The sequence below is a fragment of the Caballeronia sp. LZ003 genome, assembly GCF_031451465.1.
In the GTDB taxonomy this organism is placed as follows: Bacteria; Pseudomonadota; Gammaproteobacteria; order Burkholderiales; family Burkholderiaceae; genus Caballeronia.
The window spans coordinates 1-23,288 of record NZ_JARUXJ010000241.1 but is presented as its reverse complement, the minus strand read 5'-3'; the positions used below and the strand labels follow the sequence as shown (position 1 = coordinate 23,288).

The window sequence follows — 23,288 nt, the reverse complement described above, 5'->3', positions numbered from 1 at the left end:
ACCGGGCATTGAAGTCGCATCTGCAGGACACGCTTGATCGCTCCGCCGTATCAAACGAAGAACTGAAAGCGTCGAACGAAGAGCTTCAGGCGATCAATGAGGAGTTGCGTTCGGCCAAGGAAGAGCTGGAAACAAGTAAGGAGGAGCTGCAGTCCGCCAATGAGGAGTTGACCACGGTCAACTTCGAATTACGCATGAAGGTTGACGAGGCCGGGCGCAACAACGATGATCTGAGCAATTTGATGGAAGCGTCGGAGATCGCGACGGTCTTTGTTGACTCTGGGATGCGCGTTAAGCGTTTCACGCCGCAGGCGCGCCGCTTGTTTTCTCTCATCCCGTCGGATGTCGGCCGGCCTCTCATGGATGTGACGAACCGGCTGCGTTACGACGAAATCGTGGAAGACGCAACGGCTGCATTCAGGCAGTTGGTGCCCATCGAGCGCAGCGTCACGAGCGTCGACGACGAGCACTATCTTGCTCGCATTCAGCCGTATCGCACGAGTCAGGACAAGATCGGGGGCGCGGTCCTGACCTTCATCGACGTGACCGAGCTGCGCGCCGCAGAAAACCGCGTTCAGCGCACCGAAGAGCGTCTCCGGGATGCCATCGCGTCCAGCAGAGATTTTGCCGTGTTGAGCACCGACCTGCACGGCGTCATCACGACCTGGAATGAAGGCGCAACAATAATCTTCGGCTATCCGCCGGAGAACATCCTTGGGAAATCGATTGATGTCCTTTTTACGCATGAGGACCGGGCACAGGGCGCTCCGGAACAGGAACGCAGCGCCGCGGTGCGAGAAGGCCGCGCCGCCGATGAACGCTGGCACCTTCGCGAGGACGGCACGCGGTTCTTTTGCAGCGGCGTCATGACGCCGTTGAACACCGGCAACGGCGGAGGATTCGTTAAGATTGCCCGGGATGTATCGGATGTCAAACGTCGGGAGGCGCGTCACGACGAAGAGCTCACGCAAGAACGGCGCTCCAGCGCCCAGGTCAGGGCCGGCTCGGATCTGAAAGATCGCTTCCTGGCCGAAATGGCGCACGAACTGAAGCAACCGCTGAATCTCATTCAGGTTAATGCCGAGCTCCTGATCCGTCAGCCCGAAACGCGGCATTCCGCGGCCGTTCAGCGGCTCGGCGGGACCATCATGCGTGCGGTATCGACGCAAGAAACAATCGTCAATGATTTGCTTGATTTCTCCCGGGTCCAGACTGGAAAACTGCGGCTGCATCGGCAACCGACGGATCTTGTAGAGATCGTTTGGCGCTTTAGCGAAGCCATGTCACTGGACGTGGCGCGCAAAGAAATCACGCTCGAGGTCCAGACACCTGAGACGGTGGTGTGCGACTGTGATGCCGTGCGAATCGAGCAAGTTGTCTGGAACCTGCTCGGCAATGCGGTGAAGTTCACGCCCGCAGGCGGCACGATCCGTGTTTCCGTCGGCGCCGATGAGCGCCGCGCGACGCTTGAAGTCACCGACACAGGCATCGGAATCTCGCCCGAGTTCTTGCCTAAGGTCTTCGACTTATTTAGCCAGGGTGAAGCGGCCGAATCGGTCGGCCCACGCCGGGCCGGACTGGGCATTGGGCTGGCGCTCGTTAGAGAGCTGGTTCGAGCCCACGGCGGAAGCATTGAAGCGAGCTCGCCCGGCAGGGGTTTGGGCACGAGCTTTCGGGTCAAGCTGCCGTTGGCCGCCGCGGGAATTCGTCGAACCGACGACTCGCATTCATCCGCGTCCTTGCAATACCGCATCCTGCTGGTCGATGACGACGGCGAGAGCTTATCCGCATTCGCAGAGCTGCTTCGCGTCGAAGGAGCGTATGTTGATATGACAACCAGTCCCGAGAAAGGACTGACAATGCTCGAAACGGGTGAATACGACGTGCTGTTGTCAGACATCCGGATGACGGAGATGTCGGGGTACGAATTGATCAAGCGGGCACGAAAACTAAAGATTTCAAAGCGCATTCGCGCCTTTGCAGTGAGTGGCGACAGCGGAGAAGGTTGCGTGCGCGAAGCGTTAGCCGCAGGCTTTGATGGTCACATCTCGAAGCCCGTGTCGCTTGAGCGGCTGCGGATGAGCTTGGGAGAGGCTTGACGCAAGATCCAAGCCTCCATAGTCACGTCTACCTACAAATCGACTACGCTGAGCTGGGTGTCAACGGTAACTGACCAGCACCGACGGATGCTCGACGCTCTATACGAGCTCCACGCAAGCGCCAGGTTTCATACCAAATTACGGTGGCGCACGAGCCGCTTTGCTCATTGCACGTGAGCGGCTCGCCACAGGTTTTCTCGGCGTGCTTCAATGATCTCGTGGAGCCGGAAGAGCGCCATTTTTAGACTCCCTTCGTGCGCTAGCCGGCTCGCGATTTGCAACACTTCATTCTCAAAATAATCCGCGTCGAGGAGGCGCTCCGTTTGAGCAATGAGCGCGATGACGTCGCCATAGAGCTGCTCCGGATATCGGCCGGGGTGCCGGTCCAAAACATTGAGCAACACGCTCCAGCGTTCCGAAACAACCTGCAAGGCTTGCGGTGATAATGCTTCCATAGTGGCCTCCACAACGAAACGCGAGTTGCGAATGCTTCAACAATCGTCGTGCCATGAGATGCAGGCCCACTAGGTGAGGCCACATAGCCTTCACCCCTCGCTTTAACTCGGCGCAGTGCGATCAGCGAATGTTCCCAGAGAATAATCAGCTACGGTCGCGACCTACCGACTCCGTCGTATAGCGGACTGTTTCCACTGACACGTGATTTCGTGATCGCGAAGGGAGGCGGGCGGCCCGCCAAAGCGGGCCGACACCGTTGCTATCGTGACATGTGCCTAGACCTAGGACACTTGTCTGCGCGGCGACAATTGTTCTGTCCGGCGCATTGACTCAAGTTTTTTGTTACCGGGCTAGGCTCGTTGCCTCAAGTATTTTGCTACCTGTCAGACGGCTGGCGGGAGCGACTTATGACGAGGCTCAGCATGACAACAAGACGGGAATTGATCGTAAGCGCGCATTAGACGGCGTCCCTTGCGCATTGCCATGCGACATACGTCAGGCTATGGTTGGATTCAGTCGCCAGGGCAGCAAAGCCTCGTAGTCGTCGGCGGTGTTCGCGTGCGGCAGGTTGCGATCTCCCGCACGGCTGCCAGCTTTTACGGCCCATGATCTTCGACCGGTCGATATCCCGGTCGGAGTCACCCTGGCGCATTCGCACCAGAACCTGTCGATATTGGTACATCTCGAACTTCCTCTTCAAGCCACCCTCCGGAGCAAATGCGTGCCGGCAGAGTAGCGGTTGGTGAAGTTCGAGCGCCCGACTCAGACGCCAGTGGCGCCTTTACGGCGAAAATCTACTGGCGCCTATATGCTGAAAAACTTGCGGCGCCTAAACGCCGAAAACTCCCTGGCGCCTTTATGCCGAAAACGGTTTGGCTCCTTAACGGCGAAAGTTCACACCGCCTTGGTGACGCCCCCTTGGCGTCGCGTTCCTCCGGACGAATGTTCTGAGGGTGTGATGCCCAGCCACGCCATCAAACTGGCGTGGATGCTCGACGCGTGAGAGATCGCCGAGCTCGGAAATCATGCCGACTGCCGTAATGAACTGGATGCCGCGCATCGCCTGTAACGCCAGCACTGCCGGATAGAAACCCCACTCGACGACGGCTCCGCGTAGCGCTACTTCCAGTCGCTCACACTGTGCTAGCCGATCCTCGATTGTGCGTCGATGTTCTTCAAACGCAAGTTGCCTCCATGCTGTCTCGAAGGAATATTTGCTTAGCCAGCGTCGATGTGCGGCGCTCCAGTCCGCGCGTCCGACATAGTGCAAACCGTGGCTTAGCAGGAAGGACTTCAGTCGTTGTCGCGCGTGCCGTAAATCGTCCCTTGCCGATGCCCAGGCTCGCGCCAAATCCCTGAACGCCTCGTCCTCGACGCTTGGTACATATACCGCTGAGAGGTCGCCGGCACGCAGCGAACGCGCCAGCTTTTATCGCGTCGCGTCGGTCAGTCTTGACCCGTTCTCCAGGCTTTCGTGGAATCAATGATGGCGCACATACCATGCAGTCGAAGCCTTGCTTGACCAGACGCCGGTACAGCCCGTAACCGCAGGGCCCAGCCTAGTAGACGAGTCGGATATGCCGCCCTTTGGATCGCAGTCGCTTGCACAGGCGATCAATTTCCGTCGGCGTCGTCCCGATCTTACCCATTAGCTCAACTTCACCCGAATCAATCGTATAGGCAACTGTGATCGACTCCTTATGCACATCAAGTCCGACGTACACCGTGCTATCGTTGTCCATGCTGGCCTCCGTGGGGAAGTTGCCGGGGTGCGGCCTTTGCCCACCCATGCGGCTCTGGCAGCGATGCTAACCCGCGTTGATGCCCCACGCCAGGCCAGCCCCTCTACCCACGGAAAGTCATACTGACTTACCAGCATTGATCGGCGACTCGCGAAGTGTGGGGTCAATTTTCGAGGGAGTACTGATCATTGGCTTCAGCAAAGCCGTTGAGCGAATGCAATACGCTTGCCGTCGGTTATGCAAAGATTTGGTAGCCCTATTCGGCCCGCCCCAGCACAGTGCGAACGTCATTCGCGACCGTAGCCGTTTCTAGAGGGCGTCGACCGATTTTGGCCTGACGGTTGTACAGAGCTTCGCGGGCGCTCCAGTCAGGTCGGCGTCATCCGGGACGGCGATGGGTTCGGTCTAACGTTTTTTCATCCTTCCGTTTGGGCCGACAACGGTGGAAGACCCACAGGAGGCTCATCTTCCAGACCTGTTTCGCGTAGATCTTTGGTGCCTAAACCAGTCCGAATAGCTGGCGTGGAGTACGTTCGATAGGCCGAGTGCGACCCCAATCCCGTTTTAGCTCGCGCGACTTGAGTAGTCTGCTTAGGAGCAGACGCTGCGTTGTTCTATTGGCACGTCGAATGCCCACTGTCCGCAGGTGACAGTGCTTGGATCACGAAATGTACTGTCTGCTCATCGCGGCAGACAAAAAACAACGCGCTTGCGGGAACAACTGCGGCTAGATTCTCACGAACCTTTTGAACGGCCACATCTTTCGATGTAACTTGGACGGAGGCGCATTCTTTAGCCCAGATTGCGCTTGACTCGCAACGCTCCATGAACGCTACAAAAAGCTGTCGACTTGCATTGTCCAAACGCATTTCGGTTGCACTCATTTGGCCGACGCCCGCAGCAGTAAAAAATGCCCCTCGCTCGGTGAGAGTATCAAAAAGCGCGTCATGCTTCGTTTCAGTCGCTCTAAAGCTTTTGATGTCCATTGCTTCCCTCCGCGCTTGTCGCCTCTAATAATTCAACTCGCAAAGCCATAAGTGAGGTATCTTATTATTATTGCCATCTGGCTAAGGACATGAGTACCCACCTAGCCATTAGAGGCAGATGCGCGAGCGCCGACTGCGGTGACGGCGCTGAAGATCTTAAAGGTCCTCTCAATCGTTTCCCGCGCAATGGAACGTGTGATGAAGACGATGCGCGAACGTTTGTCATCGCTAGGCCAAGCGTCTAGCATTACCAGTGGATGAAAGATATGCTGCACGCCGTGAATCACGATTGGCTGATCTTGCCCTTGTAAATTGAGGATTCCTTTGATTCTCAACATTGATGGTCCCATCAAAGAGACCAAGACTTCGAGCCACTCTGTGACGACGTCCTGGGGAATCGGTTCATCGACCGTAAAACAGAAAGCTCGAATCTGATCGTCGTGACGATTGATGTCGTGACTATGATCATGATCGTGTCGAAGGATGTGGGCGTTTTTGTGCTCGTGTGGATCACCGTTGCGATGCTGCGTCCTATGACCGGAGCCGTGCGTCTCGTAGTGCGGATAGCGTTCCGCGGCAAGCCAGTGCTCGACATCCGCTATCTTCCCGTCCGTGGTGAAAAGTCTAAGATCCAGGATGCGACTGGCGACTAGCTCTCCGTGACTTACGCGAATGACCTCTGCGGCGGGGTTCATCGTATGCAGGCGACTTGCGAGGCCTGCCAAGTCGTTCACCTCTGCAAGATCCGATTTGGTAACGAGTAATATATCGGCCATCGCCGCCTGTTTGATTGCTTCGGCGTGCGTGTCGAGCGTCAATTCGCCGTTACGTGCGTCAATCGCGGTTACGATTGCATCGAGTCGGAAGCGGTCTCTGAGCGCAGGGTGCGTCACAAGGGTATGTACGATCGGCGCTGGGTCCGCCAATCCAGTCGTCTCAATGACGACGCGACTGAACTGTTTAGTGTCACCGCTCAAAGTCCGCCCGCACAGATCTGTGAGGGTGCGCACCAGGTCGCCGCGAATGGTGCAGCACAGACACCCGCTACTCATTTCGACCACAATGTCTTCTCGACTGTGTGCCACGAGCAGATGATCCAGTCCAATTTCTCCAAATTCGTTGATCAGGACTAACGCATCTGCCATCTCGGGCTGCAGCACCAAGCGATTCAGTACCGTGGTTTTGCCGCTGCCGAGAAACCCTGTCATCAGGGTTACGGGAATTAGGTCCATACTGCCTCTCAATTTTTGTCTCTCTATCGAGCCTAATAGGGTCGCAGCCTGCCGCGAACGACCCGCGTGTCAATCACGACCGTTCGCGCTCTCTCGCACGATCTTCGTCGTCGGTGATCTGGGACCCCCACATCGGGAAAGGGTCTTCATACTGCATCCACCTTTGAGGGCCCTCAGCCATTTCCTCATTGGTGAGCAAACACGCTTCCAGGCGCTGGCGCAGCGCTCGCTCATCCATCTCAATGCCGATCAGCACGAGCTCTTGCCGTGCGTCGCCGACGTTCGGATCCCATTCTTTTTCGATGGCCAGCAGGGACTCAGGGTCCGTTGGCCAATGCGCTTTCGGAACTGCTGCCCACCAGCGCCCAGCCGCGCCATGACGGCATACAGGGCCGGCTTGCGACCACGACCCGACGTAAGTCGGTCGAGTAGCGAGCCAAAAAAAACCCTTCGAGCGCAGAACGCCCGGCCATTCGCCGTTTATAAGCTGCCAGAAGCGTTGCGGGTGGAGTGGGCGCCGCGCGCGCCATGCAAAGCTGCTAATGCCGTATTCGTCGGTCTCAGGCGTGTGCTCGCCCCGCATTTCTTTGAGCCATCCAGGTGCTTCGGCCGCGTCGTCGAAATCGAATAGTTTTGTGTCCAGCACGCGCTCGAGAGGCAGGCGTCCGAACTCTGAAACTTCAATGCGCGCGCGCGGATTGAGGCCTCGCAAAATTGCCATCAGCCGCGCGCGGGCCAGGTCGTCGATGAGATCAATTTTGTTGAGCACGATCACGTCGCAAAACTCCACCTGCTCGATCAACAGATCAACAACGGTGCGATCGTCTTCATCACCGAGCGATTCGCCACGGGAATACAGGCTCTCCTGCGAGCTGTAATCACGCAGGAAGTTGAAGGCGTCTACGACCGTGACCATGGTGTCAAGGCGTGCGACATCTGAAAGACTCTGACCAGTTTCATCGGCGAAAGTAAATGTCTCGGCTACCGGCAAAGGTTTCGAAATTCCCGTCGATTCGATCACGAGTTGATCGAAGCATTCTTCCTTCGCAAGCCGCTTCACTTCGAGGAGCAAATCCTCGCGCAGGGTGCAGCAAATACAGCCGTTGCTCATCTCGACGAGCTTCTCGTCCGTGCGCGAAAGCTGCGCACCACCATCTCGAACGAGCGCTGCGTCGATGTTCACCTCGCTCATGTCGTTGACGATCACCGCAACCCGGCGGCCTTCACGGTTATTGAGGATAGGATTAAGAAGCGTCGTCTTTCCTGCGCCTAGAAATCCAGATAGAACCGTTACAGGAAGTCGTGAGTCCATGAGTCGCTCCATTTTGGATCTATTAGGACCTGCGCATTTGGTCCAGTTGGCAACGGCGTGCGCGTGTTCTTGCTGTCAGAATGTTGTTCGCAAGCCGACCATGACGCTACGGCCGCCCTCAGGCGCGATATCGCGCACGACTGAACTGGCGTAACGAATGTCCTGATTGGTCAGGTTATCCCCGCGGATATAGGCAAGCCAGTTGGTAGTGCCGACGTGGAACTTGTAAGTGAACATCACGCCAAGCTTCGTATAGCTTGCAGTCGGCAGATCGTCCTCAGGCACTCGATGTTGTGCCCACGCGTGTTCCATTTCCGCGCGTGCGCCGAACGGCCCGTATCCGTAGTCCAGGGCGACGGTGGCGCGAAGCGGCGAAATGCGCGGAAGAGGCTCACCGGTGTCCATGTTGCGTGCGTGCGTGTAGTCACCGACTAACGAGAAATCCACCTTGTGTGCGCCGTGCTCATAAATCCGCCACTTGTTGTCCCACTCTATGCCGTAAAACTCAGCGCGCACCCCACGATAAACCGCTTCGTTCAATGCATCATCAGTACCGGGAGCCACAACCTGATCGTCGTCATCGACCAGTCGACCGGTGTTGTATTCAGTGAGGTAGTTTCGGAAGCGGCTGTAAAACACGCCAATGCTTCCCTTATTCGGCCCACTTGCGTAGCGCAATGAGAGATCAGCGGAGATGGCCTTTTCCTTTTGCGCATCCGGATTGCCGATTAGATATTGACCGGTTGCGTCGTGTGGACCATTGGCGAGAAGTTCATAAAGCGCGGGCGCGCGTTCTGTATAAGCGATGTTGCCGGCGACCGCCCACGCCGGGGTGAGCTTGTAGAGCGCACCCAATGAGGCGCTGACTGCGTTGAAATCACGGTCAGCGGCGCTGGCGAACTTGTCGTTGCCTGCTGCGGTGGGATCCTGTTTGACGTGTTCATAGCGCGCGCCCGCGCTGAGCTTAAATGCGTCAGTGACATTCCACTCCTCCAAGCCAAACAGCGCGACATTCGTGGTGGTCGTTGTCGGCACCAGTGCCTCGTCGCCGAGCGCCGAAAATGTATTCTGGCTGACCTGCACACCGATCGCGCCTTCAAAGGGGCCGATTTTTCGGTGTCGGGCTTCGAGCCTCGCTTCGTACCCGTGATTGCGAAAGGTGGTACTGGTCTCCCCGTTGTCGATCTCGCGATGCTCGTAGTCCGTGTAACCAAAGTCGAACTTCAGCTGGGAGAACGGCCCCTGCAAGTTACGTACTTCAGAGGCGAGAGCGACGTGATCCTGGTGCATGCGTAGCCGCACGTCATCTTCGGCTACGGAGCCATAGTTCGCTTCATAGCCGTTATAGGAGAGCCCGGCGTAACCGTCAGCCCAGGTGTAAGCGCCACCGACTGCACCGCCATGCCAGCGGCCATCGCTGTTTGGGATGCTGCCATAAGCTTCGTCGGCATCGGGACCGTCAAGCGCGCGCTGTCGGTCCGAGTGAGCGAACCCGGGGATACGCTCCTTGCTGGTCTCGCGGTCAAACGCGTCCACGTGAAAGGCAAACCGACCATTACCGCCTTCGACCATCGCCTCGCCCGCACGGGCATTGTTCGCACCGCCGTAACTTGCGTCAACGGCACCATCCACGCCCTTAATTGGCTCTCGTGGGATTCGGTTGTCGATGGTGTTGACCACGCCGCCGATCGCGTTGCCACCGTACAGCAGCGCGGCTGGCCCACGCACGATCTCAACGCGTTCGACGGTGAGCGGCTCTTGCGGCACCGCATGGTCATAGGAGAGCGAGGAAGCATCCCAGGCCGCAACACCGTTTTGCAACAGACGGATTCGATCGCCGTCCATGCCACGAATTATAGGGCGGCCAACCATCGGACCATAAGTCGTTGTGGACACACCGGGCAAGCCGTTCAGCGTCTCTCCCAGTGAATTAGTCTGTCGACGCGTGAGCTCGTCACCGTACAAAGCCGTAGCGGGCGCGATGAGGTCCGTGTCACTCAGCGGATTGGCCGTGACGAACACCGGCGCTAGCGCCCCTCCAGGTACCGAAGTCGAGGTAGGTGTCGGCGAGGCATCTTGTTGAGCCTGGGCCAAAATGGCGAAGCAGGTGAGGGAGAGGGGCGAAAGCCGAAATGCCCGTTGCGAAAGGCGCGTGCGGTGTAATTTCACAGTCGTCATCGAAGATTTTGTTATGAAGACCCACGTAAGCAATGCTATAACATTGCATACTGCAGGCGGAGGATCACTTGAATTGGCAGTCCTTCAACGAATGTGCGCTATGTTATATCGTTACGTTACGAGCGTAAACGAGCTTCTTACATCAAACTGATTTCTGATGCGCACAGACCACGATCCAGCATTGATAGAGCGCCTCGAGTGTCGCCTGGTTGCGACCGGCCAGAAGGCAACCAGGCTGCGCCGTCAGGTGCTCTCACTTTTACTCCGTCGCGGCGGTCACGCGTCAGCTTACGAACTGATTAATGACCTTCCGAGCATTGGCCGCACGCCGTCGCCGCCCGCGGTTTATCGAGCCCTAGACTTTCTCATCGAGATCGGACTGGTAGTCCGGCTCTCGGCAACCAACACATTTATGGTTTTGCCGCTGAAGGTAGAGGGGCAGGGCCACGCGGTGTTTCTGATCTGCACGAAATGTCACGCGATCGAAATGCTCGCGGGCATTGAGGTGGAGCGCACGCTATTTAATGCTGCGCAAGGAGCACGTTATCGACTGGCAGGCGGACATACCGAGGTCAATGGGGTGTGTTCGGCGTGTCAGGCAAAATCGGGCGCGTGAGCCTCGGTCCGCTGCGGCCAGGGGGATCACTACCAGAACCCATTCTGTACAGTTGTCAGACTGAACAAAACAGAAAAATGGCCGACATATGAAGGGTGTAACTGGCATCTCTTGATCATGCACTCACTATTTTGTAGGCGGACCACATCCACGAAATCATCGGGATCCTTACGGTTACGATCAACTCGTGCGACGCTTTGCGAACTGCTCGTACTGGGAGCGATCGGCCTGTGCGCCCAAGCTCACGCGCACCCTCATGTCTGGATTGATTACACCGCGAAAGCAGAGATGAAGGCAGATCATAAAGTGACGGGCATTCGTGAAACGTGGACTTTCACTCGCGTTTTCCCGTTCTCGTTGGTCGGAGATTTTTCGGACGCTCCCACATCCGGGCCGATGGATGCAAAGCACACTGCCATCATTTGGAAACAAGCCTTCTCATCTCTGAAAGGCGCTGATTACTTCACGCATGTTTATGCGAATGGTAAGCCTCTGGCGGTTGGCGAGGCGCGGGAATTCAACGTCGCGATTGAGGACAAACACATGGTCTATCGCTTCCTTGTACCGCTGAAAAGCTCTGTCGACGCCAAGGCACTCAACGTGACGGTGGGCATCTGGGACGAAACCTTTTTTGTTGACTTCGAAAGCGTTCAGCACCGTCCAATTGAGTTGGATGGTGCGGGATCGCATGATTGCACCGCTGAATCATTTGAGGACCGCGATCACCCGATCTTTAGCGGACTTCTCACACCACGAGCGAGCAAGATTTCATGTTAATCAGGTGGTTCAAAATCAAGCAATCTTTCATCGCTGAAGCGAAGCGCGATTGGCTAAAATTCATGTCTGCTCTGACGGTATTCGCGATACTGATGGGTTCTCCGATTGCGGCCTTCGCCCAAACAGTCGATGTTTTTGGACGCACGAGTACCGGCGCGCCAGTTTCGTCAAACGACGGTGTCTCAGCTGCCAAAGCTGCTCGTGCCGAGACTGTGGGGGCAAGCGCGGTTGAGCTTAAGCCTGAATGGCTACGGTGGATTGAGGGGACAAACGTGAGGTGGCAGGGCATGCTCAATGAGCACCTCATGGATCTTTTAACTGAAGCTCACTTATCGCTTGCGTCGGTCGCCGCGCTGGCCATGATTGCGCTGTCCTTCGGGTACGGCGTATTACATGCTTTCGGCCCTGGTCACGGGAAATTGGTCATTACCACACTCCTCGCGACACGGCGAACGAACATACGGCATGCGGTGCTGTTGAGCGCATGGGGGGCGCTCTGTCAGGCGCTCTCAGCAATCGCGCTCGTGGGCGTTGCCGCGCTGTTGGCGAAATACGGCTTCGGCGATGTGCTGACGACCGCAACCAAGCTTGAGTTGATGAGCTACCTCGCCTTGCTTGCAGTTGGCGGGTGGTCGGTGTGGTCCCTGGTGACCCATCGGTCATGCTGCGCTCCATCTCGTGCGCGGCTTGCGCCCATAAGCGGCCGCGTTAACGCGCAATGTACACTGCCGGAACGTAGCGAATCTCAACAAGCATCTTCTGAGGGTGCTTACCTCGGCCTCCAACTCGCGAGGATTCGGTCAGCATCGCGGGAGACAGTCTCGGGCTATACCCACGAGGCGAAATTGACTTTGCGTCAAAGCTTGACTGCGGGACTTGCTATTGGCGTTCGTCCTTGTGCCGGGTCTATCTTCGTGTTGCTTTCTGCGCTCGATCAGCAACGTTTTTTCGTGGGCGTCATAAGCGCGCTCGCCATGAGTTTCGGCGTTGCACTGACGGTCTGCCTGATCGGCCTGACCAGCCGTCACGTGAATCGCGAACTCACCGTCGGCAAATTCAATTTGGGCATGCGCGCTGAGCGTATCCAGCGCAAGCTTGCGCTGGGCGGGGCTTTGATTGTTACGGGTTTCGCTGCTTGGCAAGTTGTAAGCCTCGCAATCGGCTGGAGGGCACCGACACTCATGTGAGATCTGTGTGTCCGATGTTTGCAATGAACGCCCGACAAATGACGACCGTTAAAAAGTTCACTCGAACGCGGTCGCAATGATATATCGTATCGTTTTCTATTAAGCCATGGAGGCCAGAGTGAAACTCGGTTCGATCGCAACTTTCGCAGCGGCGATGTTGTTTTCAATCAATGCAGTGGCCGCCGCGCCTATCAAAGTCGTGGCTGCGGAAAACTTCTACGGTGATGTAGCCCGTCAGATCGGCGGCTCGCACGTTCAGGTGACCAGCATTTTGAGCAACCCGGATCAAGATCCGCACCTTTTTGAAGCAAGTCCGAGCGTTGGCAAAGCACTCGCCAACGCGAAGCTCGTTGTCTACAACGGCGCGGACTACGATCCATGGATGACCAAGCTGCTTGCCGGATCGAAATCATCGAGCCGCCAGGAGATTGTCGTGGGCGAACTGCTCAATAAGAAGAGCGGCGCCAATCCGCACCTGTGGTATCAACCGGATGCAATGCCAACTCTGGCGAAGCAGCTTGCGTCGTCGCTGCAAACCAGTGATCCGACGCACGCAGCGGATTATTCAAAGAATCTACAAACCTTCCTAGCCTCGCTCAGACCCATCGATGCGCGCGTCGACGCGATTAAGGCCAAGTACTCGGGCACGCCGGTGACCGCGACTGAACCTGTCTTCGGATATATGGCGCAAGCGCTCGGTTTGGAGATGCGCAATGGGGCCTTCCAGAATGCAATCATGAATGATACGGAGCCTGCTGCATCTGACGTGGCGGCTTTTGAGGGTGATCTCAAGGACCATCGTGTGCATGTGCTCATCTACAACAGTCAGGCGACGGGCGGCATGGCCAAACGCATGCGCGACCTCGCCAATCAGTCAGGCGTCCCCGTCGTGGGTGTAACGGAAACTGCACCCGCAGGAAAGACTTATCAGGCGTGGGTGCTTGATGAGTTGAATGCCGTTGACAAAGCACTCGCAAAAAGTTCGAAATGACCAAAGGCACGCGCTTGCTCAGAATGATTCGTCGGTGCCGTGAAGTTGTTGCGGTGCTTCGGATCACGCTTGTGCTTGCGGGTGCCCTATTTGCGCCCTTCAGCGCTCACGCCGCTCACGTCGCAGACTGTCACACGGGCTTGCTTGTCACAGTCGTCGCTCACCTTGATGACGATTTGCTCTTCGTTAATCCAGGCATTAGCGATAAATTAGAAGCTGGGTGGTGCGTGACGACGGTTCACCTGATTGGCGGTGCCAACGGCGCGAAATTCGACTATGTGAAGCTTCGCGAGAAGGGCACGCGGCTTGCCTACGCCCGCATGGCAGGTGTGGCCAATGACTGGATTGAGTCGACCATCGTCGTGGCGGGTAAGCCCGTACATCAAATGGTGTTGAAGCAGCAACCGAAGGTCAAGCTGCTGGAACTTCGGATGCCAGGCGGGGCAGTTCGCGGTGGAAAGGTGCCGCTTGGGCTCATGTGGGACGAAGGTGAGACAATTAGCACGTACCCGCTCAATGACGACGGGGCCCATTCCACCGAATACAGCCGCGCACAGACAGTCGCCACGCTCCGTCAGATTCTCGAACCCGCGACTGCGATCTATACGCTAAATCCGGACACCGTTCCATTTGTCGAGCATCCAGATCACATCTACGCGGCGCGCATTACACGAGTTGTCGCGCAAAGCCTTGATCACGACGTTCCCATTTCTTATCACGTCACCTATCCGACCGGCGGACTTCCAAAGAATCTCAGCGCGGCAGACACTCAGATGAAACGGGACGACGTGGCTTCTTATTTCGCAATCGATGGGGACGACAACGGGGAACACGTTTTCGGAGAATACCAGTGGGACGGGAACTGGGTGGCACGGCGTTACTGGACCGAATCGAGCTCGAGCGCTGCGGGACTTGAATTTCGACCGCGCTCGAGCAATCTCGTGAACGAGTTTTCAAGCCAATGCTTGACTTCGCCGGGACGCGGCGGGGCGCCAACGCTCGACACATGCTCAGGCAGACCCACACAAAATTGGCACTGGCAGCCCGTAGCTGCGGTGCCGGGCAGTAAGAACAATTCACAACTGGTTGACGAGTACACGCGGCATTGCGTCACGGAGCGCGGCGGCATGTTGAGCGAGGAGCCCTGTCAGAAAGACGACGCCGCTCAAAAGTGGACCCCCTGGGATTTTGGCCTCGTCTACACGCCGCAGGGACATTGCCTTGCCGCGCATAATGGGACGCTAAGCGCGGGTCGTTGTTTTGCGTTGACTGCCGAATCACGCTGGGCGCCGACGCCTCATTCGCAATGGACGGATCTTCGTGAGCAAGGTGCCTTGTACGGACACGTGAGAGGCACAGTCGATGGAAGACGACCGCTCAGCGCGGTCTTCGTCCAGCGTCGCGAAGATGGTCCGGGATTCAACGTATGGGTGAGCGCGATGTCGAGGCTACCCACCGCAAAGCCGTGGTATCTGAACGCGGTACCATTCGATCCACATGCCAATATGCCCACTTGCTCAGGCAACACACTCTGCTTTGACAGCGTGCGCTTCCTGCTTGGAGACTTTGAAGGTACAGGGCGCGACGATCTCATGGTGATTGCTCCGCGCAATGGCGGAACGGCTTTCTGGCTGATGCGCAGCACGGGGGTGCACTTCGCCGCACCGCAGTTATGGCTCCAGACATCATCCGCTTTCACACCTGGCGAGGCTCAACAATATGTGGCGGGAGATTTTGATGGCAGTGGACGCGTTGACGTTCTGATCGCACAGAAGAGGCCAGACAGAACGTTGGACCTATGGGTTGCGGCAAGCCACGGTCTAAACGGCGTCGCGCCCCGCCTTTGGCTTGCCGCAAGCGGATTGCAAGACAACTCTCGGCTGATGCCCGTATGCATCGGCCACTCGAAGCAAGAAGGGTTACTCGCCGTTCAAAGCGTCGATTCCGCATTAACGCTTTCGCAAGTAAGCAGCAACGGACGCCGTTTTGAGAAGCACATGCGCATCCGGGTTTATCCTGAGTTCGCTCCGTCGCTCGCCAAAGTCGTCGTCGAAGACCGAGCTCCCGCGGCAGACGTGTTGATCCTGCAGCCTTCCGGTGGGGACGCGAGCACAAGCGTCTGGAGAGTCGATGTCGGCCTGCTAGACAAGCCCGCTAATATTGGTTCTATTTCTGAAGCTCCATATGCGGACGTGGTCCCTGCGCTCGTGAATCACAAAGGGCGAGCAACGCTTGTTCTCTTCACCCGCGCAAACGCAAAACTGGGTCCATACTATTTTACGGGTGGGGCGCCCGGCCTCATCAGCTACGACCTTGACTCGGGGCATCTGGGACTCGCGCGAATCTGGGCCGGCCTACCGGGTTTGTTTTCGGAATCACTCTGGCTTGCCGAGCTGACGCAGTAACTTGCTGCCAGATCTCGACTGGTCCCGGCAGATGAGCGACGCGAGGCGGACAGCGGATCGCTCGCTGGATTGATGCATGCACGCAATGTATTACCGCTTCCTCAAGGTCAAGTTCAAAGGTTTGCTCGTGTGGGCAAGGCCGCAGGAAAACTCCAATCTTAATAGGAGTGCTTATGTCGTCCGCGAGTAAAACTGCGCGCGCGATGACTTGCTGCCTGAGCTCGAATGGTTGCGGTCGTTTGCTGGCCGGAGGGGCCGATAAAGACCTGCTGATCACGGCCAAGGGACGGTCGATAACGCCGGAAGCTCGACATTCCGCCGTCGCCTCTGCTCACCTACCGGTCGTTGATGGGGAAGTGTTCGGGGCGTTTCGCCAATCCCCTTAAGCCAGAGGTCCACGGACAGCCGGCTTGTGGACAGCGTGGATCGATTGCCTAAGAATCCATGTCGGAACTAGTTCGAGAGTTCTTTCCGGACGATTTCCGCGCCCTTGCTCAAAGCACTCAGCTTGCCTCTAGCGACATTACGCGACAGGGGAGCCATGCCGCAGTTTGTGCACGGATAGAGCTTGTCGGCATCCACGAACTGAAGCGCTTTTCGCAACGTGCTAGCAACTTCCTCCGGCGTTTCGATGGTGTCGGTGGCCACGTCGATGGCGCCCACCATCACCTTCTTGCCTCGGATGAGCTCGATCAGCTCCATCGGCACATGCGAGTTGTGACACTCCAGCGAAACAATAGCGATGCTGGACTTTTGCAGCTTCGGGAAGGCTGCCTCGTATTGCCGCCATTCCAACCCCAGCGTCTTCTTCCAGTCCGTATTAGCTTTGATCCCGTAGCCGTAGCAGATATGCACAGCGGTTTCGCACTTGAGGCCTTCGATTGCCCGCTCCAGGGTCGCGACGCCCCACTCGTTCACCTCATCGAAGAAAACATTGAAAGCGGGCTCGTCGAACTGAATGTAGTCGACGCCGGCGGCTTCAAGTTCGCGGGCTTCCGCGTTCAGGATCTTCGCGAACTCCCAGGCCAGTTTCTCGCGACTCTTATAGTGATCGTCGTGGAGCGTATCGATCATGGTCATCGGACCCGGCAATGCCCACTTGATGGGCTGATCGGTTTGCTGACGCAAAAACCTGGCGTCGTCGACGAAAACCGGCTTTTTCCGGGCAACCGCATCGACGACCGTCGGCACGCTGGCATCGTAGCGATCGCGAATTCGGACGGTCTTGCGGTGATTGAAATCGACGCCGTCGAGATGCTCGATGAATGTGGTCACGAAATGCTGGCGCGTTTGCTCGCCGTCACTGACGATGTCGATGCCCGCATGCTGCTGCTCCTGCAAAGACAAACGCAGCGCATCCTGTTTGCCCTCAATCAGCCCCCGATCCTGCAATTTCCAAGGTGACCAGAGTTTTTCCGGTTCTGCTAGCCAGGATGGTTTAGGCAAGCTGCCAGCAGTGGAAGTGGGTAGCAGTTTTTTCACGGTAGACGACCTTGCGTTTTAAAGGATCAAAGAGCGTAGTCAGCGGACCATTGCTCGAGAATGGCCTGATAAGGTTTGATGAATTGCTCTTCGACAAACCTTCCCTGCTCGATAGCCAGCTGGCTGCGTTCTTCCCGGTCGTACACGATGCGCGTCAAGGAGAAATCCTGGTGCTTGAGGCTCGGTTGATAGGACGCGCCTGCCGGAGAGTTCGCGTTGTAAATCTCGGGCCGGTAAATTCTTTGGAAGCTCTCCATCGTGCTGATGGTGCCGATAAGCTCGAGGCTGGTGTAATCGGCGAGTAAATCGCCGGCAAAATAAAAAGCTAACGGCGCAACGCTATTGGGGGGCATGAAATAGCGGACCTTCAAGCCCATTTTTTCGAAGTATTCGTCGGTCAGAGAATATTCGTCCTGGCGATACTCCACGCCGAGCACGGGATGCTCATTGACCGTGCGGCGATAGGTCTTGCTGCTGGAAACGCTCAGGCAAATAACCGGCGGCTTGGCAAAATGCTTTTTGTATGCGCTCGAATTTATGAAGCACTTAAACAGATTTCCGTGGAGATTCCCGAAATTGTCCGGCTTGCTGAATCCCGCCTTTTCCTTGTTGTGCTCCAGCAATACCACACTGAAGTCATAGTCGCGCAGATATGAAGAGAAATTATTTCCCACAATGCCTGCAATGCGCTCGTTGGTCTTTCGATCGACGATATTCGGTTTCAGCATCTCGATCAAAGGGAGCGCATTACCTCTACTTTCGCCGTCGATCTTCATTGCGACGGAAATGATATCAAGCTCGACAGCGTAACGATCGCCTTCCGGGTTATCCCACTGCGCCAGCGAATTGAAGCGGTTGTCGATCATCCAGGAGATGTTGCGCAGGTTTTCCTTGCGGCGCACTCCTCTGGCCAGGTTGGCAAAGTTGGTCGTGATACGCGTGTTCTCCGACGGTCGATAGTCTTCATCGAAACGGATGCTGTTGATAGCAAATGCGAACTCTCTCATCATCATGATCTTGCGCCCTGATTCTTTTCGGATGAACGCTGCGTCGGCTCTTCCTTAGTAATGCTCATGGCATGTCGACCGCGTATTCACCAAGACAACATGTACCGCGCGCAAAATGGAAGAGAGAACTGGCAGAGATGATATAGTTTCCGTTGCATGAACTAAAATGGATTTTTTTCATATAACCATTAACTTTGCTCATGGAGAGGGCGATGTTGGATCGCAGTCATCTGATGGTCGTGCGAGAAGTGGAGCGACAGGGCTCGCTCACGGCCGCCGCCGATACCCTTAATCTCACGCAGTCCGCGCTGAGCCATGCGGTGAAAAAGCTCGAGCAGCAGCTCGGTATGTCCGTGTGGACGCGCGAGGGACGTTCCATGCGGCTCACGCAAGCCGGGCAGTATCTCTTAAGCCTTGCGAACCGCTTGCTTCCGCAATTCGATCTTGCCGAAGAACGCATGAAGCAGTACGCGCAGGGCGAGCGCGGCACGTTGCGAATCGGCATGGAATGCGCGCCGTGCTATCAATGGCTGCTGAAGGTGGTGTCGCCGTATCTCGTGCGCTGGCCGGATGTCGACGTCGACGTGAAGCAGCGCTTTCAGTTTGGCGGCGTCGGTGCGCTGATAGGCTATGAAATCGACGTGCTTGTCACGCCCGACCCGGTCAAGAAGTCCGAGCTGCATTTTGAGCCGGTGTTTGATTACGAGCAGGTGCTGGTGGTCGGCGACGACCACGCGCTCGCCAAAGAAGCGTATGTCACGCCGGAGCAGTTGGCGCTCGAGGTGCTGATCACGTATCCCGTCGAGACGGACCGGCTCGATATATACACTCACTTCCTCACGCCCGCGAACACGGCGCCCAGGCGTCACAAGGTGATCGAGACGACCGACATCATGCTGCAGATGGTGTCGAGCGGTCGTGGCGTAGCGGCGTTACCGCGCTGGCTGGCGGAAGAGTACGCGAGCTGGATGCCGCTCACGTCCGTACGGCTTGGAAAAAAAGGCATCGCGAAACAGATTTTCCTCGGCACGCGCAAGACCGACGACGACATCGACTATCTTGCGGCGTTCGTGAAGGCGGCGCGGGACTGGGACTGGGCGGACGCCAGGATGCGAGACTAGATCCACGATCTCGCGCACGCGCAATTCGCTTATATGTTTCTTCCGATGCTTCGCTAAGCGCAATGCTCCTCCCGCAATCACGCTCGCCGGTCATGGTATGGATTGACTGGGCTTGCTCGGAGACACATCGACGTGTGGCGGCGATGGTGGCCTCAGTCACACAACGGGCTCGGGCCGTTCATACACTGGTAGCGGACGGTATTGCCAAGAAGTTTCGATTGGCCGACACGGGTCGTTGACGGTCCGCCGCGTCGGGCAAGAGTCGGCCACGAGCCGCCGTCCCACGGTTAGCCCGGTAGGACATCGCACTGACTGTGGTTTGCCAGACAGCGGACATAAGCGACCAATCGAGAGACTGACAGTTCTGCAAAAAGAGATTTGTAGCTGTTGAGAAATCGATCACGCCCTGTCACGCGACCGAGCGGCAACTTGGCCAAACTCGACCGGAATTTTCACATAGCTCAGATCAACGTCTTCTTCCGCGAGCGCGTTCGTCAAGCGCTGGCATGCCCGCTCGTCGACGGAAACGGTGACGGCAAGCGGCTGATCAGCAAGTTCGAAAAAGCCGGCTGAATGGAACTTGCCCGCGTGATCAAACCCTTCGGTACCGGTCATCAATGTTCCGCCCGATGCGCCGTGCTGTTCGGCGAATTTCAGCAGCCAGTCACAGATTGATTGGTGTCCATGCTTGCGGTTTTGTTCAGTGAAAAACGTCAATTGATAGCCCTGCATTGCAGACTCCTTTTTAGGTGTGACGGGTTAGGGAAAGCGTGGCCATGCCCAGCGCGGTCATGACTAACGAACCACCGACGTGCAGTGCAAGCATGCTGACCGACCACCCGAGTCGGCCATCCCGAATCAAGGTCAGCAGCTCGGCAGAAAAAGTCGAGAATGTCGACAGCCCGCCAGCCAGACCTGTGATGAGGAAAAGGCGCCACGCAACAGACAGCCCTGCCGCCGAGCCGAAGAACGCGATCGCAAACCCGACGATGTACGCGGCAATCAGATTGCACGCGAGCGTTCCCATCGGAATGTTTGGCACGAGCGCGTTCAATGCGACGCTCAAGCCATAACGGGATAGCGCGCCTAGCATCGCGCCAACGCTGATGGCGATAAGCGAGAACGCCCCGGTCATAGTTTAGGCTCTGCTTGAGGTGGGAAGCGCATGGGAAGTGAGGTGATGTACGGTGGGGAGTTCACACAGGAACATGACCGCGTGGACCTTTCGCAGCTCTTCGGCGTGTTCGCGCATGAAGTCACGCAAGTGCTCTTCGGTGTCGACTAGTTCGAGACACTGTGGATGCCGTATTCCGGTGATGTCTGGATGATGGTGAGAAAGCTGCGTTCCGGGCAGATCGGGTCAAGCGGTCCTTGTGACCGTCGTGAACAATGAGCGCGAGGCGATCGCGCTGGCGCATGCGGTTCGTCCTGATGCTAAAGGCGACCGGAGTCCACGACTGCGCACTCCGGTCCATCTTGGCACGCGAGCAGCTCGAAGAGGGAAAGCTAGCCGGGCATGACGTCTCGCATTTTGTTGCCCGAGTTGCTACGCTCGAGGAGGCAAAAGCGTCAACTATGCGCATCGTGCGAGAGGGCCTGATCGATAGCTGACGATTGCAACCCCAACGCGTTCGATGTGCGTCGCCGATGCTCGTCAGCGGCCGGCTCGTCCAGGCCCAGAAGTCTAAAAGAGTAAAAGATCGCGGCGACGGAATGATCTGCGGCGCGGGCGAAGCGACGAGAGCGTAAGTGAGGGTTTGTCCTTAAGGGGTACAAAACTTACGTCGCGCTGCAGGCACGTCCATCGAAGCCACGTGGCGATAGGGAAGGCTCTTGCATCGCCTGCTAGCGCCTTTGATGTCAAAACAGGGACATGTTCCCTGGCTCACGCAATGCTGAATTGAGTTGACTTCAATTACAGGGCCTACGTCGATGGCACACACTACAGGCAAGCGACCCAAACTAGTCCTCTATCCGAACGAGCCCGTGCCACCGAAAGCAGGCGCAGACAAAGGCGATTTCGTTGTCTATGCGTCGTACAGGGGCACACTGGCAAGCGGTTTTTATGGCACGTTAAAGGTCGTTCGTACCACAGACGGACGGCTGTTGTTTCCCTATGACGGAGCAGGACCCATTGGTCCGTTTCCCACGAAACAGGAGGCATCAGTTGCCGCCGTAACGCTTGGGACCGAGATCGTCGCAGCAGATCTCCCGTATCCGGAGATAAGCGCACAGCAGCGAGGGAAGCGCGCAGTTGAACTCACGCGCCACCTGACTGACCTTCCAGCTATCGGACAGTGCAAGCACGGCCTGAGCTCGCTCCGACTTGATTATCCTAAAAGGCTGCGAGCATCCTGCCCTCAATTTTTTCCTTACCCCGCCTCGGAGCAGTCGAGCAGTCGAGCAGTCGAGCAGCCGAGCTCGCCAGTCGACCGGTCGCACCGGTGAAACCGACGCTATGATAGGTTGGCGGCTACGGAAACATTGGCGTTTGCGCCCGGGGCACGTCGCCGCAAAGGGAAGAGCACGCTGTCGCCCGACCGAGTCTTCCGACCGAGTGAGTCATGGAACAAGATCAACAAATGGCGGTGATGGCCGCGCGGGGTCGCTCCCACTTCTGCCCGATACCCCGTCACGACCGCTGGTCGTTGGCATTGGAGGTTCCGCCGGTGGCCTGCAGGCCACGATGGCGTTGCTCGAAACACTGGGCACCGAAGTTCCCGTGGCGATCGTCGTGGTGCTGCACCTCTCGCCCGATCATGAGAGCAGTGCGACCGAGATATTGCAGCGCGTGACGCCACTCACCGTGAGCCAGGTCCGCGTCAGGACCCGCTTGGAAGCAGGGCTGTATGCGTCATTGCGCCTGTGACCAAGCTCATCACCGATGACGGGCATGTGCAGCCCGGTGAGGCAAGCCGTAACAGGCCCTCATCCGTCATTGATCTTTTCTCCCGAACCCTAGGCGAAGTGCATGAGGAACGCGCGATCGGCATCGTCCTGTCAGGAACGGGCCGAGACGGTTCACTGGGGCTAGCTTCGATCAAGGAGCAAGGAGGGCTCACGATCGCGCAGGAACCGGAGAATGCCCAGTACGGGGAGATGCCGCAAGCGGCCATCAACACAGGAGCGATCGACCTGGTCTTGAGCGCGGAGGAATCGGCCGGCGGTTGGTCGACCTCGCAAGAGCCCCCCGAGGCCGTTCATCGGATTCCGTTGCCGCGCTGGCGACAGACGCCGGTGCTGAAGCCGAGGTGGATGACGACTCGTCCGACGAAAAAGCGCTGCAGGACATCCTGGCGACACTTCGGAATCGAAATAAACACGACTTCCAACATTACAAACGCGCCACGGTGCAACGTCGCATCGAGCGCAGAATGCGAGTCAACCGGCTGACCAGCATTGCAGAGTACCGCGACTTCGTGCGGCGCAATGCCGGCGAGTTGAGCCCGCTGCTGGCCGATCTCCTGATTAGTGTTACCAGCTTCGTTCGCGACCCCACGTCCTTCGCCACCTTGGCGGAAGAGGTCATCTCGCATCTGATGAACAGCGTCTCAGCGGGAGAAGAGGCGCGCATCTGGGTACCGGCTTGCGCGTCGGAAGAGGAGAGTTACTCGGTTGCGATCCTGATTCAGGAATACGCAGACCGCATGCCGCAGCCTCCGCGGGTGCAGATTTTTGCAACTGACATCAATGAAGC

At 57.2% G+C, this 23,288-nt stretch carries 18 protein-coding genes and 3 pseudogenes; 10 read left to right on the top strand and 11 right to left on the bottom strand.

Features of this window, described 5'->3' with window-relative positions; translation table 11 throughout:
- The coding region (locus tag QCE79_RS37105; RefSeq protein WP_309853485.1) for an ATP-binding protein at positions 1-2,099 on the top strand (2,099 nt) is incomplete at its 5' end.
- A gap of 164 nt (positions 2,100-2,263) precedes the next feature.
- Here QCE79_RS37105 and QCE79_RS37100 read toward each other — a convergent pair.
- From QCE79_RS37100 to QCE79_RS37075, 6 genes and pseudogenes are all read right to left on the bottom strand, one after another.
- Positions 2,264-2,554 carry a hypothetical protein gene (locus QCE79_RS37100; protein ID WP_309853482.1) on the bottom strand — a complete coding sequence of 97 codons (291 nt, stop codon included), beginning with the start codon at positions 2,552-2,554 and terminating at the stop codon, positions 2,264-2,266.
- A 901-nt stretch (positions 2,555-3,455) separates the two neighbouring features.
- Positions 3,456-4,297 (bottom strand): annotated as a pseudogene (locus QCE79_RS37095) (IS110 family transposase); the annotation flags it as partial.
- A gap of 614 nt (positions 4,298-4,911) precedes the next feature.
- A complete protein-coding gene (locus tag QCE79_RS37090) occupies positions 4,912-5,283 on the bottom strand; it encodes a hypothetical protein (protein WP_309853479.1) in 372 nt (123 codons plus the stop codon).
- Between the two features lie 101 nt (positions 5,284-5,384).
- Complete coding sequence (locus QCE79_RS37085; RefSeq protein ID WP_309853476.1) at positions 5,385-6,515, bottom strand: GTP-binding protein; 1,131 nt, start codon at positions 6,513-6,515, stop codon at positions 5,385-5,387.
- Positions 6,516-6,588: 73 nt separating this feature from the next.
- On the bottom strand, positions 6,589-7,827 hold the full coding sequence (zigA, locus tag QCE79_RS37080) for a zinc metallochaperone GTPase ZigA (RefSeq protein ID WP_309853471.1): 1,239 nt from the start codon (positions 7,825-7,827) through the stop codon (positions 6,589-6,591).
- A 75-nt stretch (positions 7,828-7,902) separates the two neighbouring features.
- On the bottom strand, positions 7,903-10,005 hold the full coding sequence (locus tag QCE79_RS37075) for a TonB-dependent receptor (RefSeq protein ID WP_309853468.1): 2,103 nt from the start codon (positions 10,003-10,005) through the stop codon (positions 7,903-7,905).
- A 157-nt stretch (positions 10,006-10,162) separates the two neighbouring features.
- On the opposite strand from QCE79_RS37075, the gene QCE79_RS37070 reads away from it, so the two are divergent.
- The 5 genes from QCE79_RS37070 to QCE79_RS37050 all read left to right on the top strand — a co-directional run bounded on the left by QCE79_RS37070 (position 10,163) and on the right by QCE79_RS37050 (position 15,981).
- On the top strand, positions 10,163-10,621 hold the full coding sequence (locus QCE79_RS37070) for a transcriptional repressor (protein WP_309853464.1): 459 nt from the start codon (positions 10,163-10,165) through the stop codon (positions 10,619-10,621).
- 117 nt (positions 10,622-10,738) lie between these two features.
- Positions 10,739-11,398 (top strand): DUF1007 family protein, encoded by a 660-nt coding sequence (locus tag QCE79_RS37065; RefSeq protein ID WP_309853460.1) that lies wholly within the window; start codon positions 10,739-10,741, stop codon positions 11,396-11,398.
- Positions 11,392-12,585, top strand: a complete 1,194-nt coding sequence (locus QCE79_RS37060) for a hypothetical protein (protein ID WP_309853457.1) — start codon at positions 11,392-11,394, stop codon at positions 12,583-12,585. The genes QCE79_RS37065 and QCE79_RS37060 overlap by 7 nt, the downstream gene beginning before the upstream one ends.
- A 106-nt stretch (positions 12,586-12,691) precedes the next feature.
- Complete coding sequence (locus QCE79_RS37055; protein ID WP_404989502.1) at positions 12,692-13,576, top strand: metal ABC transporter solute-binding protein, Zn/Mn family; 885 nt, start codon at positions 12,692-12,694, stop codon at positions 13,574-13,576.
- On the top strand, positions 13,573-15,981 hold the full coding sequence (locus QCE79_RS37050; RefSeq protein ID WP_309853453.1) for a VCBS repeat-containing protein: 2,409 nt from the start codon (positions 13,573-13,575) through the stop codon (positions 15,979-15,981). Before QCE79_RS37055 ends, QCE79_RS37050 begins: the two co-directional genes overlap by 4 nt.
- 453 nt (positions 15,982-16,434) lie before the next feature.
- Here QCE79_RS37050 and QCE79_RS37045 read toward each other — a convergent pair whose 3' ends face one another.
- Positions 16,435-17,463: a methionine synthase gene (locus tag QCE79_RS37045; protein ID WP_309853449.1), complete on the bottom strand. Its 1,029-nt coding sequence runs from the start codon at positions 17,461-17,463 to the stop codon at positions 16,435-16,437.
- A 26-nt stretch (positions 17,464-17,489) separates the two neighbouring features.
- A complete protein-coding gene (locus tag QCE79_RS37040; protein ID WP_309853488.1) occupies positions 17,490-18,473 on the bottom strand; it encodes a DUF1852 domain-containing protein in 984 nt (327 codons plus the stop codon).
- Between the two features lie 209 nt (positions 18,474-18,682).
- Between QCE79_RS37040 and QCE79_RS37035 the strand changes: the two genes are divergently transcribed.
- Complete coding sequence (locus tag QCE79_RS37035; RefSeq protein WP_309853446.1) at positions 18,683-19,591, top strand: LysR family transcriptional regulator; 909 nt, start codon at positions 18,683-18,685, stop codon at positions 19,589-19,591.
- Between the two features lie 399 nt (positions 19,592-19,990).
- Here the strand turns inward: QCE79_RS37035 and QCE79_RS37030 are convergent, their stop codons facing one another.
- The gene (locus QCE79_RS37030) at positions 19,991-20,323 is read right to left on the bottom strand and encodes a DUF190 domain-containing protein (protein WP_309853444.1); all 333 of its coding nucleotides are present in this window, start codon (positions 20,321-20,323) and stop codon (positions 19,991-19,993) included.
- 13 nt (positions 20,324-20,336) lie between these two features.
- Positions 20,337-20,726, bottom strand: coding sequence for a fluoride efflux transporter CrcB (gene crcB, locus QCE79_RS37025; protein WP_309853441.1), 390 nt, complete (start codon positions 20,724-20,726; stop codon positions 20,337-20,339).
- A 797-nt stretch (positions 20,727-21,523) separates the two neighbouring features.
- Between crcB and QCE79_RS37020 the strand changes: the two are divergent.
- Positions 21,524-21,754 (top strand): annotated as a pseudogene (locus QCE79_RS37020) (DUF6723 family protein); the annotation flags it as partial.
- Here QCE79_RS37020 and QCE79_RS37015 read toward each other — a convergent pair.
- Complete coding sequence (locus QCE79_RS37015) at positions 21,755-21,898, bottom strand: hypothetical protein (RefSeq protein WP_309853494.1); 144 nt, start codon at positions 21,896-21,898, stop codon at positions 21,755-21,757.
- A gap of 151 nt (positions 21,899-22,049) precedes the next feature.
- Between QCE79_RS37015 and QCE79_RS39650 the strand changes: the two are divergent.
- Both QCE79_RS39650 and QCE79_RS37005 read left to right on the top strand, forming a co-directional pair.
- Positions 22,050-22,690, top strand: a pseudogene (locus tag QCE79_RS39650) (chemotaxis protein CheB); the annotation flags it as partial.
- 68 nt (positions 22,691-22,758) lie between these two features.
- Positions 22,759-23,288, top strand: a 530-nt coding sequence (locus tag QCE79_RS37005; RefSeq protein WP_309853436.1) for a CheR family methyltransferase, incomplete at its 3' end; no start/stop codon positions are given.

Excerpts from the sequence above, each read along its gene's own strand:
- QCE79_RS37070 (WP_309853464.1), top strand. The coding sequence starts at position 10,163 with ATGCGCACAGACCACGATCCAGCATTGATAGAGCGCCTCGAGTGTCGC.
- QCE79_RS37060 (WP_309853457.1), top strand. The coding sequence starts at position 11,392 with ATGTTAATCAGGTGGTTCAAAATCAAGCAATCTTTCATCGCTGAAGCG.
- QCE79_RS37050 (WP_309853453.1), top strand. The coding sequence starts at position 13,573 with ATGACCAAAGGCACGCGCTTGCTCAGAATGATTCGTCGGTGCCGTGAA.
- zigA (WP_309853471.1), bottom strand. The coding sequence starts at position 7,827 with ATGGACTCACGACTTCCTGTAACGGTTCTATCTGGATTTCTAGGCGCA.
- QCE79_RS37040 (WP_309853488.1), bottom strand. The coding sequence starts at position 18,473 with ATGATGAGAGAGTTCGCATTTGCTATCAACAGCATCCGTTTCGATGAA.
- QCE79_RS37065 (WP_309853460.1), top strand. The coding sequence starts at position 10,739 with ATGCACTCACTATTTTGTAGGCGGACCACATCCACGAAATCATCGGGA.
- crcB (WP_309853441.1), bottom strand. The coding sequence starts at position 20,726 with ATGACCGGGGCGTTCTCGCTTATCGCCATCAGCGTTGGCGCGATGCTA.
- QCE79_RS37085 (WP_309853476.1), bottom strand. The coding sequence starts at position 6,515 with ATGGACCTAATTCCCGTAACCCTGATGACAGGGTTTCTCGGCAGCGGC.
- QCE79_RS37030 (WP_309853444.1), bottom strand. The coding sequence starts at position 20,323 with ATGCAGGGCTATCAATTGACGTTTTTCACTGAACAAAACCGCAAGCAT.
- QCE79_RS37075 (WP_309853468.1), bottom strand. The coding sequence starts at position 10,005 with ATGACGACTGTGAAATTACACCGCACGCGCCTTTCGCAACGGGCATTT.
- QCE79_RS37055 (WP_404989502.1), top strand. The coding sequence starts at position 12,692 with ATGGAGGCCAGAGTGAAACTCGGTTCGATCGCAACTTTCGCAGCGGCG.
- QCE79_RS37100 (WP_309853482.1), bottom strand. The coding sequence starts at position 2,554 with ATGGAAGCATTATCACCGCAAGCCTTGCAGGTTGTTTCGGAACGCTGG.
- QCE79_RS37035 (WP_309853446.1), top strand. The coding sequence starts at position 18,683 with ATGTTGGATCGCAGTCATCTGATGGTCGTGCGAGAAGTGGAGCGACAG.
- QCE79_RS37090 (WP_309853479.1), bottom strand. The coding sequence starts at position 5,283 with ATGGACATCAAAAGCTTTAGAGCGACTGAAACGAAGCATGACGCGCTT.